The following is a 13,050-nucleotide window of genomic DNA, read 5'->3' as shown; positions in this document are numbered from 1 at the left end:
GCTACCTGACCGGCGCACCAGTGACCGCATCCAGCGAGCAAGGAGGGGCGATGCAGCCCACAGCGGGATACCGATGGCGAGCCGGGGCGCTGCTGCGCGCCACCACCGACCCCGGCGCCCTTGACCTGCCACGCGACCTCGACCTGTTCAGCGACACGGGCATCAAGGAGGCGCGGATGTGGCTGGCCGGCCTGTGGCAGCGCCAGGACCTTCGCGATGCCCTCGCTGCGGCCAGCCCCGGCCTGTGCCGGCAGATATCCGACGTGGTGGCCGAGGAGCGGTGCGCGCCGCGGCAGGTCCGCCGCAGCGTCCTGTCCCTGGCGGCCTACCTCCTGCGCTGGTCGAGCCGCCCCACCCCGTTCGGCCTGTTCGCCGGGGTGGCCCCCGCGCGGATCACCGCACCGGCGCTGGCCGCCTGGGGCCACCGGCACCGCACCGTGGCACGGGCCGATGCCTGGTGGCTGACCGGCGTCATCGACCGCCTCCACCAGCGCCGGCCGTTACGGGAACGCCTGGCCGTGGTCTCCAACGATACCGGCCGTCGTCGCGGCGAGCGCTACGTCGTCCCGGGGCCTCCACCAGGTGAGGACCCCAAGGGCCTGGCGCCGCTGGAGGTTTCCGTGCGCCATACCCAGCCGGTGATCGTCGCGCTGGAGGCCGCCCGGGAGCCCATCGTCTGGCGCGAGCTGCGCGCACTGCTGGGCGAGAAGTTCCCCGCCGTCCCGGCCGGCCGGATCGACGACACGCTCGGCGATCTCCTCGCCCAGAACGTGCTGATCAGCTGCCTGCGGGCTCCCATGACGTGCCTGGACGCTCTCGGGCATGTGTGCACCCAGCTCGACGCCGTCGAAGCGCACCGTATCCCCGCCGTCGCGGACCTGGTGCGCACGCTGCACGCGCTGCGGGAAGAACTCGCTGCACCACCGACCGGCGGATGGTCATCGCGGCCCAGGCTGGCCGCCCGTATGCGGGAAGTCAGCACGTCCACGTCGCTGCCGATGGTGATCGACACCTCCCTGGACTGCGATGTACGCCTCCCTCATCGGGTGGTCGCGGAAGCGGAGGGCGCCGTCAACGTCCTGCACCGGCTCTCGCCCTACCCGTTCGGCTACCCGGCCTGGCGCGACTACCACGCGCGCTTTCGCGCACGGTACGGCACCGCGGCGGCCGTGCCCGTCTTGGACCTGGTCGCCGACAGCGGCCTTGGCCTGCCGGCCGGCTATCTCGGCTCCGCCTGCCCCAGCGCCCCGCGCCAGCTGACCGACCGCGACCGCAAGCTGCTGCGCCTGGTCCAGCGCGCCGCGGCGGAAGACCGCGGCGAGATCGTCCTGACCGAGCCTGTGATCAAGGAGCTGCAGGAGGAGACGGAGACGCTCCCGGTGCCCCGGGTGGAGGTGGCCATAGAGGTCCACGCCGCCAGCGCCGATGCCCTGACCCGGGGCAGCTTCCGCATTCTGGTCACCGGCACGCCCCGGCCGGGCAGCAGCATGGCCGGCCGCTTCGTCCACCTCCTGCCCGCCCAGGACCATGCGCGGCTCGCCGCCACCTACCAGGCCGCCGGCCCCGACAGCACCGCCGCGCAGCTGTCGTTCGCCCCCCGGCGGCGCCGCAACGAGAACATCAGCCGCACCCAGCCCCTCCTCCCCCACGTGATCGCCCTGGGCGAGCACCGGGCGCCGCACCGGGGCCTCATTGCGCTGGCGGACCTCGCGGTCACCGCGGACGCCCACCGGCTGTACCTCGTCCGGCTCTCGACCGGGCAGCGCATCGAAGCGCGGGTGGCGCACGCGTTGGAGGCCGGGGTGCATACCCCGCCCCTCGCGCGGTTCCTGGCGGAAGTGGCCTCCTCCCGCTGCGCGGTGTACAAGTCCTTCGACTTCGGGGCCGCAGCTCATCTGCCCTTCCTGCCCCGGGTGCGGTACAAGCGCGCCGTCCTCGCCCCGGCCAGGTGGCTGCTGACGGGCCGGGAACTGCCCGGCCGCGACACCGCCGTTGACACGTGGGAGAAGCAGTTCGCGGCGTGGCGTGCCCGACAGCGTGTCCCCGACCGGGTCACCCTCGTCGAAGGCGAACAGCGGTTACGGCTGGACCTCACGCACGCTCGGCACCGCCTCCTCCTGCGCACCCGTCTCAACGCCTCCCAGCGGCTCGAACTGCGCGAGGCCCCGGGCTGCGCGGACCTCGCCTGGATCGGCCACGCCCACGAACTCCTGCTTCCGCTGACGGCCACCGCACCCGCCGTCCCCGCAGCCACCGCCCCCGCACCGGCGCCCGCCCGCACGGAGGACTGCGTACACCTGCCGGGCCGCTCCGCCCTCCTGTCCGCCCAGCTCCACACCCATCCCGGGCGCTACGACGAGATCCTCGCTGAGCACCTGCCCGCCCTGCTCGCCAGCTTCACCACCGCGCCGCAGTGGTGGTTCAGCCGCCACCGCGTCCTGCCCCGCCCCGACGCCGACCAGTACCTGTCCGTCTGCCTGCACCTGCACGACGCCGACGCCTACGGCCAGGCCGCCGCCCTCGTCCACGACTGGGCCTGCGGGCTGCGCCGCAAGCACCTGATCGCGCACCTGTCGCTCGCCACCTACGAGCCGCAATCAGCCCGGTACGGCCATGGCCCGGCCATGACGGCCGCCTACCAGGTCTTCGCCGACGATTCGGCCGCAGCCCTCGCCCAGATCCGCATGACCGCTCTGGGCGCAACCAGCGCGCAGGCGCTCACCGCGGCCAGCCTGGTCGACCTCGTCGTCAGCTTCACCGCCTCGCCCGACGAAGGACTGCACTGGCTGCTCCACCACTTCCCCCAGCAGCACGGCCGACTGGACCCGGCCTTGCGCGACCAGGCCCTCGCCCTGACCGACCCGCACCGCCGCGAAGCCGCACTGCTGCCCCGCCCCCATCCGGACGACCACACCAGCGACGTGGCCACGGCGTGGGAAAGACGCGCCGCAGCACTGGTCTCCTACCGGATCCGTCTGGGCGCCCAGCGCGACCCGCTGACGGCCCTGCCCGGCCTCCTGCGGCTGCACCAAGTGCGCGCGCTCGGCCTCGACCAGCACCTGCGCCGCGTCAGCGAACGCCTCGCCCGCACCTGCGCCCTGCACCACGCCCGCCGGAGGCCCCGGTGACCGCCTTGCGCCCCGGGATGGCGCAGTCCCTGGCCATAGGCGCAGCCGGAACGGCCTTGCTGCACATCGAACGCGCTCACACCCGCCAGGGCAGCTGGCAGCAGGCCCATTCCTGGATCACCCGTGCGGCAGCCGGGGACATCAGCGCCGCGGATACCACCGGCCTCTACCTCGGTGCGCCGGCCGTCGCCTACATGCTCAACGCCGCTGCCGGCACGTCCGCGCGCTACCAAGGAGCCCCCGCCACGCTGGACGTGCACGTCGCCGACCTCGCTCTGCGCCGCGCCCAGGCCGCTCAGGGCCGCATACGCCGGCAAGAGCAGCCCGCCTTCGCCGAGTACGACATCTTCTACGGCCTGACCGGTATCGGCGCGCATCTCATGCGCCGAGCCCCCCACAGCCAGGCCCTCGAAAGCGTGCTGCGCTGCCTCGTCGCGCTCACCCGGCCCCTGCGCAGCGACGGTGACCTGCTGCCCGGATGGTGGGTGGCCCACGATCAGCGCTCGCGCACCGGCACCCGCCACCCCGGCGGCCACAGCAACCAGGGCGCCGCCCACGGCATCACCGGACCGCTGCTGCTCCTCGCGCAGGCAGCACGGCGCCACCTCATCGTCGAAGGGCAGCTCGAAGCCCTCCACACCATCTGTGACTGGCTCGATACCTGGCAACAACCCGGCCCGACGGGCGCCTGGTGGCCCGAGATCATCACCCTGAGCGACCTGCGCACCGGCCGGCCCAGCCAGCAAGGTCCTGCCCGGCCCAGCTGGTGCTACGGCACCCCCGGCATCGCCCGCGCTCAGCAACTCGCCGCCATCGCCACCCACGAGCCCCAGCGCCAGCAGGCAGCCGAACAGCACCTCGCCCTCTGTCTCTCGGACCCCGACCAGCTCTCGCGCCTCACTGACGTCGGCCTGTGCCACGGCTGGGCCGGCGTCTACCAAACCCTGTGGCGCGCCGCCCACGATGCCCTCACCCCGGCCCTGTGCAGGCACCTGCCGCTCCTGGCCGACCAGCTTGCCCGCCACGCCCAGCCCGAGAAGCAGGACACCGGGTTCCTCGAAGGTCACGCGGGCACCGCCCTGGCCCTGAACACCGCCACGCAGCACGTGGCGCCGACCTCCGGATGGGACGCATGCCTCCTGATCGACTGAACCCCGACGACCACCCGCGCGACAGCGAGCTGGACGCACCCCAAGACGACGCCCGGACGGACGCCGTGCTCTCCGTGCTGGCCGGCACCCCCCTGACCACAGCCGCCGCCCGCACCAGGGTTCACCCCGCCGACCTGGCCGCGGCCGTCGAGGTCTACCAACAGGCCGGCTACCGGGCACTGCGCGAGACCGCCACCGCCTCCGGCTGGTGGCAGATCTACGTCGAGTTCCCCGACTGGCCTACGGCCGAGAAAGCCGCGGCCGACCACCTGGAGCCGCTCCTGCATCGCGCGGCACCGCACGACGCCGGGCCCACGTGGTGGTTCATCCGCAAGTACCCTTCCTGGCGGATCCGGCTGCACGTCCCGCCCCACGGACACCGGGCCAAAGCCAGCATCAGTGCCGCACTGGACGACCTCGCCGCCCATGGCCACATCCTGCGCTGGTGGACCGGCATCTACGAGCCCGAGACCGCCGCATTCGGCAACGCCACCGGCATGCACATCGCGCACGACCTCTTCCACGCCGACAGCCACGCCATCCTGGGCCTCCTGGGCCTCCACCGGCTCAGCGAAATCACGGTCGGCCGCCGAGAGCTGTCCGTCCTGCTGTGCAGCACCTTGCTGCGTGCCGCAGCCCTGGAATGGTATGAACAAGGCGATGTGTGGCAACGCGTCTGCCAGGAGCGGCCCCTGCCCGACACCGTCCCTCCCGGCCACCTCCAACGCCTGGGTGACGACCTGCGCCAGCTGATGCGCGCCGACACAGCAACGGACGGGCCGCTTGTCGGGGACAACGCGCCACTGGCGGTCGCCGCCGGCTGGGTTGAGGCGTTCCGTCGAGCCGGCGCAGCCCTCGGTGAAGCCGCCCGCACCGGAAGGCTGGACCGAGGGCTGCGCCACATCATCAGCTACCACGTGCTCTTCCACTGGAACCGCCTCGGCCTGCCCGCGCGACGGCAGAGCATCCTCGCAGCAGCCGCACGCACGGCGATCTTGGATCCACCAGCCACCCGGGACACTACGTCACACGACCAGTCGGGTCGGTGCCGGGAGAACGAGCCCACCTCCGGTGTCCGCCGAGGTCTTGATTGAGCCGAGCCCACTGCCTGACCGACGGCTTGGTCTGCGGCCGAAGGCCGAAGCATCGCCGTCCTGGCCGCCAGCCTGGGGCGCGCGACGGCGCGGAACTGGTTGGCCCCTGGTTACGGCTTGCGGGCCAGCGCGCAGGAGATCATCTGCTCCCACACCGTCAGTTCGTGCTGCCCCGTCTCGGCTGCGGCGGCATCACCGGCCAGAGCGCGTTCCGCACGCCACAGCGAGCAGTTCACCAGGCCCGGTTCGAGCAGCTCAAGGTCGCCGAAGAGGCTGATGATCTCCTCGTCGGTGCGCCAGCGGCCGCGGCCGAAGCTGGCCTGCAGTTTCTGTTCCGCGAGTTGAGTCCTCTCGGTCTCGCCACAGCGGAAGTGCGAGATGTAGACCTGGCTGCCCGACGGGATGCGGTCCGCCCACCAGCGCACGAGTTCGGCGGGTCGTTCGTCGTCGTTGAGGTGGTGCAGGATGGCGCTGAAGATGACTCCCACCGGCTCTGCGAAGTCGATCAGCCTCGCCACATCAGAGTTGCCGTAGATGTCGTCCGGCTCGCGCAGGTCTGCCTGGATCACCGTGGTGCGGTCGTCGGTGGCCAGCAGGGCGCGGCCGTGGGCGAGCACGATCGGATCGTTGTCGACGTAGGCGACGCGCACGGCAGCATGGTGACGCTGGGCGACTTGATGCACGTTGTCGGCGGTGGGCAGGCCGCTGCCCATGTCCACGAACTGATGGATGCCCTCGCGCGCCATGGCACCGACCGCACGGATCAGAGCCTGGCGGTTGGCGAATGCGATCGCCTGCGAGCCCGGCAGCTCGTTGATGAAGAAGTCACCGAGCTCGCGGTCGGCGGCGTAGTTGTCCTTACCGCCGATCAGGTAGTCATAGACACGGGCGATGCTCGGCTGGGTCTGATCAAAACGTGTGGTGTGATCGGTCATGATCAACCCCGTCTCTGGGAGCCATCCGCTGTCGCCTCGATCGTAGAAGAACCGACCCGGCCAGGGATGCGTTCGGGCGGGACTTCTGCCGCGGGCGCGCGGGCGAGACCTGACACATGGGCGACTACCGTCAAGGCACCACGGCCGGAGGCGGCGCGGCGCAGGGTGGATCTACCGAGCCCTCGGCCGGCCCTGACGGCCCAAGGCCGACACCGCGGCGGCGGCCCGGGCAGCCCCGGGCCGCCGCTGGCGTTGGCCCGGCAGCCGCCGGGCGGGCTTGACCCCTTCCAGCAGCTTCCACAGCGGCCGGCCCTCGGCGGCCCACAGCTCCAGCCGGCCACGGTCGACCAGGTGGACGCCGTACGTCTCGCTCCGCTCCACCGCCGGCAGGGTGAACCGGCCGTTGGTGACGACGACCGCGAACCGGGCCCCGTGGACCGTTTTCGCAGTGCCGTTGAGCCGCTGCAAGACCTCCACTCCGATGGCCTTGCCCTCCCAGCCGTCCCGCTTGTGCTTGCACTGAACGACCCAGATCCGGCCATCTGCGTCGACACCGCGGACGTCGCAGACGTCATCGTGCGCTCCGCCGACCCGCTCGGCTTCGAAGCCGTCACGGCGCATCAGATCCCGCACCGCGAACTCGAACTCGCGGTGATGCAGAGCGTCGATCCCCTCCAACGACACCCGCACGTCTCGGACCCGCCGCTCCTCCCACCGGCGGCGCTGGTCGCCGGCCAGACCCCAGACGGCCAGCATCATGAACACCACCTGCGGCACGACGGCATAGATCCCCCAGTGCTCGTTCAGCCAGGCTCCCAGCCAGAGCCCGAACCCGACCACCGCCGCGAGGGCGGCCACTGCCGCGCCGATCAGCACGCCGCCGCGCAGCTCCTCACGCGAGACCCACCGTTGCGGCCCGGCAGGATCGCGGCCCGGATCCGGGGAGTTCAGCAGGAGGTCAGGGTCCGGCCCTCCGTCCGGGACCGCGGTGCGCTGGGTTAAGCTGGCGGGCGCATCGCCGCCTTCCGGCCGTTCGCCGCCATGCGCCTTGTCTTCAACCATCGTTACTCCTTCGCGAGTTGACGTCACAGGCCAGGCGGCAACTCCACCACAGGGCACCGACATCCCGTGTCGGCCTCGGCCCACCGGCCGGGGGACGCCGAGCAAGAGCACCGCACTCTTCCCGATGGCCTGGCGACCGTGCTACTCCTCTGCCGTGGCCGGAGGAACTCGAGGTGGCGGAACCGTCAGGACTCCGGACGGCGCGGGACGCCGCCGCGCGAGCGGAACGTGGTCCCTGCATCTTCGAGCAGACGGTGCACGCCGCCGTACGAGCGGCTTGTCTCCTCGGCCAGGGCCCGGATGCTTGCCCCGGCGTCGTACTTCTTCTTCAGCTCGGCGGCGAGCTTGTCGCGGTCCGCGCCGGGCGCGAGCCGGTGGGCGGGCGTCTTCTTGGCCATGAGCGGATTCCTCCCTGCAAGGGCGGGCGATGCCCCCATGATCGCGCGGGGCGAAGACGCCGGCCACCGATTCGGCGAAGGCGCACGCCCCTGGCCGTCTCGATCCTGGGCGGCGGAAGGGAGTTCGACAGGGCGGAGGAGCACAGGCACCGCCATTCCGGCCAAGGGTGGCGACGCGGAGCGGGGTTGCGCCACGATGCTCCGATGAACGAAGAACCGCTGGGGGAGTGGGCACAGCGACGCGAGGAGCGCCGGGCCGCCGCGACGGGGAAACGCCGGGCAGTGCCGCTCACCGAAGGCCCGCATCGAGCAGCGCACGTCGAGCCGGATGCTTCACGGGTCATTCAGGAGTGGAACGGAACCGAGTGGGAGACGATCGGCGTCGCCGAGGACCTGGACGCCGCGAAGGCCCTGCTGTATCCACCGCAGCCGGTGAAGGACAAGCCCGCCGACTGGGATCGCCCTGCGCTCGGCCTCGGGAAGGGGCGGCACCGCCGTACGACCCCGACAGAGGAAAGTCGCTGAGAGCCCGCACCGAAGCGACGCCTCCACGGCGCTCGACGCCCGGGCCCACCCCGCCCCCTCCAGGCCCAGCCACCCGACCCTCATGAAGGAGACGCATGCCCATTGTCCCGCCCCAGATCACGGTCGACGCCCTCAACATCCAGACCGCGTCCATCACCGGCGACGACGTCGCCGCCCTGCTCACGGCCGCCGGCCGGTGGGTCGCCGAGCACGAAGGGGTGTCCGTGACGTCGGTCAACCTCGTCCCCTTCTACCTGTGCCCGGACGACTGCGAACCGGCCCCCGACCAGCCCGGCGTCCGCCTCGACCTCACCGTCGACGTCTCCGGCAGCTATCTCTCACAGCCGCATCCCGGATCACAGGCGTCCTGACCAGGAGGAAACCGTGGGCTTCACCGCGCAGCACGACGGGCGCGGCCGACTGGATGCCACCCAGCCCGACCTCGGCTGCGGCTGGGCATGGGAGGCCGTCCACCGCGCCCGCCCCCGCGTGAGGATGGTCTGTCCGGAGTGCGCGTACCCGATGCACGCGAAGGTCTCCCAGCACGGGCTGCGGTTCTTCGCCCACGACCCCGGCGCGCCCACGTGCGCGCTGGCCGGGGAGTCTATGGAGCACCATCTGCTGAAACTGGAGCTGGCCACCGCCGTGCGCGCAGCCGGGTACCACGCCGAGCTCGAGGTCCGCGGGCCCGACGGTGACTGGCGAGCCGACGTCGTAGCGTCCTCGCCGGATGGCAGCCTGCGGATGGCGTGGGAGGCGCAGTTGTCCCCGATCACCGTGGACGAGATCAGCGAGCGCACGGCGCGGTTCGCGAAGGACGGTGTACGGGTGTGCTGGGTCGCCACCAAGCTGCGGCCCTGGGTCGGCGAAGTGCCCTCCGTCCACGTCCGGCCACCCGAGGACGACAAGCCGAACTGGATGGTGGCCGGTGGCCTGGCCCGGTTCACCGTCGAGCAGTGCGACGAGCACTTCCTGTGCCGCACCGTCGGCCACGGCGAGTGGCACCAGACGCGCGCTGACCTGCGGTCGTTCACCGCCTGGGTGCTCACCGGCCGGGCCGTTGCGCACCGATTACCGACCTGGCTGCACACCGACCAGCACGCCTGGACGGGCGTGTGGACCGCGCCGCAGTACATCACCGCCGCCACCGCCTACCAGCAGGCCCACGACCGCGCGGTCGCCGAGTGGGAACAGGCACAGCGCCGAGAAGAGGTACAGCGCCAGCGCCAGCGCCAGCGCCAGGAAGAGGAGTACCGGGCACGGGTCCGTCAGCTCGCCGCTTCGCCCAAGCCTCCGGCCGAACTGCCCGCCGTGCCCGTGCAGATCCGGCCGCCCGCTTCGCGCCCGGAACCGGTGTGGCAGGTCAACCTCCCCAGCCACGAACGCGAGTACCTCCACGCCGCCGCCCTGGCCGAGGCCCGGATCCTGCTCGGCGTCAACGCCGAACTGCGCCACCGCGACGGCGACCGCCGCTGGGCCCTGGGCACACCCCTGTACGCGGGCGACCGCCCGTACGCCGTCCTGCGGCCCCGACCCCAGTTCGTCAACTGGGACCAGCTCAAGGGACTGCTCATCTTCGTCCGCAACCTCGACGAGCTGCGCATCCTCGGACGCGACGCCCCCAACGGCACCCGCATCATCGTCCTGCCCGAGTAGGAGCCCCCTGCCCAGTGAGGAAGCTTCCCGTCAGCGTACGCTTCGTCGACCGCCCTGGCGGCGGTCGCGTCATGCTGTTCGGCACCGAGCTCTACGGCCGGGGCACGGAACACTGGGAATCCTTGGACGACATTGCCCTCGGCCCTGAAGGCCTGGCTTCGAGGACCAGGCCGGCCACCACCCATACACCGACCCCGGCCCCGGTGCAACAGCGAGCGGAGTCGACGGGCGGCAGGGAGATCGTCACCATCGCCCGCCCCAGCGCCCCCAGCCCGCGGCGCGCCGATCCCGTCCAGAAGTTGCTGCGCCGCCTCGATGCCGACAAGGACAGTCCCAAGAAGATCCGGGCCGCCGTCGAGACAATCCATCAACTGCTGGAAACGGGCCTGCACCCAGACGACGCCAGCCGCCTGCGCTTCGTTTTGCCGAAGTGTCTGCGGCGGCTGGAACAGCATGCTCAGCGCCGGCGCAGCGTGGTTCAGCAGCTGAAAGAGACTCCGACGGAGCAACTGCATTCTCTGACCGTCGCCCTGCTGCGGGACGACCCTGACGCCTCGCAGGAGGAGAGGGACATCGTCGATGCCCTGACCCTCCGTATGGACAGAAAGCGAGCTGAAAGGCGGGCCGCTCAACGAGCTGCCGCTGAACTCGCACGTGAGGAGAGGCGCCGGGCGGAAGAAAAGCGACGTGAAGAGCGGCTCCAAGAGGAGGCGCGAAAACTCGAAGCCCTGCGCCAGGCCACGGAGCAGGAACGGGCTGAGCGGGCCACCGCTGCGGAAAGAGCGAACCGGGGCCCGCGAACGGGCGCTTGAGCAAGCCCGTCAGGCGCGCGCCGAGAAGGCGGGAAAACTTGCCCCGGCCGTCCGCGGTGCCCTGAAGAAGGCGGCTCGCGAACATCGCGTCACCACATGGGGCGAACTCCGGGACAAGACCGGCCTGCGCCAGCTCGAACGCCTCAGCCATGAGGACAAGCTCGCCATCCTCGCCCTCGTTGAGGCCGACACTGCTGCCGGGGAACCGTTGTGGTCCGCCCTCCTCGTCGAGGATGACTTACGTCTTCACCGCGACATCTGCCGGCTTCTCGGCCGTCCCTTGCCCGTCAGCGACGCGGAACTCATCGATCAGCTCGCCATGGAACGCCACCGGCTTCACCGCCAGCGGTGACCATCCCGACCGCACCCCGGTATCTGCCAGCGGATGGAGGCCGCAGCCATCTTGTCGACGGCTCTGGTGACGCGACAGCGCAGGAGCTCATCGGGGAAGGTGGCGCAGCAAGTGGCCTCCGTCGGTGGTCCAGCCGGGGCGCCGTGGCCCCGGCGGTGTTCCGGGGCGAGCGCCAGGTCGACCAGCGTCTTGACCGGCCCGTCCGTACACAGCAGAGCGTCGGCCAGCTCGAACAGCGCGTCCTCACGTCTGCGCAGGCAGTCGTAGAAGTCGCCTCGGAAGCGTGACAGCATCCCTAACGCACCCGGCGGGAAGCCCTGTTGCAGCACACTCGTCTCCACGGGCCTCGGCCTGATCAGTGCGTCGGCCCCTTGCTCGCGTTGTGTGCGGCGAGCTGTACCATCCACTCTTCGTAGGCGGACAGGTAGTCATCGGCGACTGCTTTGGCCTTCGTGAGTGCTTCCTCGCTCGGGTCGTCGCGGTGGGCAAGCGTGCAGCACAATCCGCGTGCGAAGAAGTCGAGGAGCTTCTCCCGTTCGTGCGCTGCTTCTTCCTGATTCGAGATCGGGTCGGGGGAAACGTTCACGGTGTGCCTCCTGGTGTGGGTGTGTTCATCTACGGCGGTGGGGACGCGACGCCGTCGGGACGATGCGTGTCGGCTCGTCTGGCACGGGCCGGTGCGATTCTCCCCTGCCATCGGCGGAGGTCCCTCATCGGAGCACATGATCAGACCGAGGCAAGCCCCGAGTCCGGCGCACGACCAGGTGAGCGATCCAGTTCGAGGGCCTTTTCGACCTCTTCAGATAAACGACAAGCTTAGTAACCGCAACTGTGGCCATCGTCCACCGATGCCGCGACGAACCAATGAATGTGCGAAGGCTACGCGGATGCGGTGAAGTGCGCTGCTGATCCCTCATTGTCCGGCTCGGTCATGGACAACACCGACCCCCTGGCCGCGTACGTCGATCGCATCACCGACACCGAGGATGGGAACTGTGGCGGAGCTAACCGCCGGCACGGAAGCGTGGGGAACGATCACCGGAGCCACAGGGAACGATCATCAAGTCCCTCACAACCGGGCAGGTCAACGCCACTCGTGAACACCCGGGAGACCGGCGTCCTTGGTGTCCTGGCGGGCGAAGCAGGCGAGCCGCAGGTGCCCCAGCGCCTCCCGGGCGATCTTCTGCTGGACCTTGCGGCAGGCGGACAGGTCCAGGTCCACGAGCGAGCCGGCATCCTGGCGGCGGCCGTCCTCGGCGAGGTGCTGCAGCCACGGCAGCGTGTCTTCGTTCGTCGGCCTTCCGGCCGGCCTTCGGGCAGCTGGCGCTGATCCGGTCGGGTGGCCGGTAGTCCGCTCGCCGAAGGCACGGCGACCCTGCTGCCGCCGTTGATGCCGAGTGCTGCCCGGGAGCATCGGGGCGGAGGTCAGACGGCGAAAGCAAGGTAGGTGCCGAGGTTGAGGCCGGAGAACGTCAGCAGCTGGCGGGGTCTGAGGCAGGTGAAGGCGGTATGCATGCCGATGCCGGTCACGACTGCGTACGGCATCGTTTGCGGAGCCAGTAGCGCGGGTGGCAATGCGATCTCCGGTCGGCCTCGCTGCAACCGGCCAGCCGGGCCGCAGTGACGCCGGGGCGTCGCGCGGTTGTGCATCAAGAAGAGTGAGGAGTGATCCCGATGAATACCTTTGATCTGCTTACCGGACAGGCCACTGGCCTCACCTGGCGCAAGAGCACCTACAGCGCGGCAGACAACGCGTGTCTGGAGACCGCCGCATCCCAGGAAAGGGGCGTGGTACGCGACTCGAAGTGCGTGCACCGTCAGCCTCTGGTGCTCTCCAGGTCCGCTGTCGCCGGCTTCGTCGCCGGATGCCGCACGGGCCACTGGTGCACACCGAGCTGACCAAGCACGCAGACCAGAAGGGCGCCCGACCTGGGGAG

General features: G+C 70.8%; 13 protein-coding genes and 1 pseudogene. 8 read left to right on the top strand and 6 right to left on the bottom strand.

The window, feature by feature from the left end:
* Positions 1-50: 50 nt before the first annotated feature.
* From ACZ4QV_RS38755 to ACZ4QV_RS38745, 3 genes are read left to right on the top strand one after another with little or no spacing between them, the layout of a single operon-like run.
* Positions 51-3,128, top strand: a complete 3,078-nt coding sequence (locus tag ACZ4QV_RS38755) for a lantibiotic dehydratase (protein ID WP_467764145.1) — start codon at positions 51-53, stop codon at positions 3,126-3,128.
* Complete coding sequence (locus ACZ4QV_RS38750; RefSeq protein ID WP_467764144.1) at positions 3,125-4,279, top strand: lanthionine synthetase C family protein; 1,155 nt, start codon at positions 3,125-3,127, stop codon at positions 4,277-4,279. Before ACZ4QV_RS38755 ends, ACZ4QV_RS38750 begins: the two co-directional genes overlap by 4 nt.
* The gene (locus ACZ4QV_RS38745) at positions 4,261-5,373 is read left to right on the top strand and encodes a thiopeptide-type bacteriocin biosynthesis protein (protein ID WP_467764143.1); all 1,113 of its coding nucleotides are present in this window, start codon (positions 4,261-4,263) and stop codon (positions 5,371-5,373) included. Before ACZ4QV_RS38750 ends, ACZ4QV_RS38745 begins: the two co-directional genes overlap by 19 nt.
* Before the next feature lie 110 nt (positions 5,374-5,483).
* Here the strand turns inward: ACZ4QV_RS38745 and ACZ4QV_RS38740 are convergent, their stop codons facing one another.
* The 3 genes from ACZ4QV_RS38740 to ACZ4QV_RS38730 form a co-directional block, all read right to left on the bottom strand.
* A complete protein-coding gene (locus tag ACZ4QV_RS38740; RefSeq protein WP_467764142.1) occupies positions 5,484-6,308 on the bottom strand; it encodes an SAM-dependent methyltransferase in 825 nt (274 codons plus the stop codon).
* A 171-nt stretch (positions 6,309-6,479) separates the two neighbouring features.
* Positions 6,480-7,370 carry a restriction endonuclease gene (locus ACZ4QV_RS38735; RefSeq protein WP_467764141.1) on the bottom strand — a complete coding sequence of 297 codons (891 nt, stop codon included), beginning with the start codon at positions 7,368-7,370 and terminating at the stop codon, positions 6,480-6,482.
* Positions 7,371-7,555: 185 nt separating this feature from the next.
* The gene (locus ACZ4QV_RS38730) at positions 7,556-7,768 is read right to left on the bottom strand and encodes a helix-turn-helix domain-containing protein (RefSeq protein WP_467764140.1); all 213 of its coding nucleotides are present in this window, start codon (positions 7,766-7,768) and stop codon (positions 7,556-7,558) included.
* A gap of 204 nt (positions 7,769-7,972) precedes the next feature.
* Between ACZ4QV_RS38730 and ACZ4QV_RS38725 the strand changes: the two genes are divergently transcribed.
* From ACZ4QV_RS38725 to ACZ4QV_RS38710, 4 genes are all read left to right on the top strand, one after another.
* On the top strand, positions 7,973-8,293 hold the full coding sequence (locus ACZ4QV_RS38725; protein WP_467764139.1) for a DUF6087 family protein: 321 nt from the start codon (positions 7,973-7,975) through the stop codon (positions 8,291-8,293).
* Between the two features lie 95 nt (positions 8,294-8,388).
* Positions 8,389-8,664, top strand: a complete 276-nt coding sequence (locus ACZ4QV_RS38720; RefSeq protein WP_467764138.1) for a hypothetical protein — start codon at positions 8,389-8,391, stop codon at positions 8,662-8,664.
* Between the two features lie 13 nt (positions 8,665-8,677).
* Complete coding sequence (locus tag ACZ4QV_RS38715) at positions 8,678-9,949, top strand: competence protein CoiA (protein WP_467764137.1); 1,272 nt, start codon at positions 8,678-8,680, stop codon at positions 9,947-9,949.
* A gap of 71 nt (positions 9,950-10,020) precedes the next feature.
* Positions 10,021-10,761 carry a hypothetical protein gene (locus tag ACZ4QV_RS38710; RefSeq protein ID WP_467764136.1) on the top strand — a complete coding sequence of 247 codons (741 nt, stop codon included), beginning with the start codon at positions 10,021-10,023 and terminating at the stop codon, positions 10,759-10,761.
* Between the two features lie 492 nt (positions 10,762-11,253).
* On the opposite strand, the pseudogene ACZ4QV_RS38705 reads toward ACZ4QV_RS38710, so the two are convergent.
* The 3 genes and pseudogenes from ACZ4QV_RS38705 to ACZ4QV_RS38695 all read right to left on the bottom strand — a co-directional run.
* Positions 11,254-11,406, bottom strand: a pseudogene (locus ACZ4QV_RS38705) (transposase); the annotation flags it as partial.
* Positions 11,407-11,468: 62 nt separating this feature from the next.
* Positions 11,469-11,699, bottom strand: coding sequence for a hypothetical protein (locus ACZ4QV_RS38700; protein ID WP_467764135.1), 231 nt, complete (start codon positions 11,697-11,699; stop codon positions 11,469-11,471).
* 498 nt (positions 11,700-12,197) lie between these two features.
* Positions 12,198-12,335, bottom strand: coding sequence for a hypothetical protein (locus ACZ4QV_RS38695; protein WP_467764134.1), 138 nt, complete (start codon positions 12,333-12,335; stop codon positions 12,198-12,200).
* Between the two features lie 452 nt (positions 12,336-12,787).
* On the opposite strand from ACZ4QV_RS38695, the gene ACZ4QV_RS38690 reads away from it, so the two are divergent.
* A complete protein-coding gene (locus ACZ4QV_RS38690) occupies positions 12,788-13,012 on the top strand; it encodes a DUF397 domain-containing protein (RefSeq protein ID WP_467764133.1) in 225 nt (74 codons plus the stop codon).
* Positions 13,013-13,050: the final 38 nt, after the last annotated feature.

This window comes from Streptomyces sp. NPDC026394 (assembly GCF_055567735.1).
The sequence above is the reverse complement of the archived record's forward strand: the minus strand, read 5'-3'. Positions and strand labels throughout refer to the sequence as shown.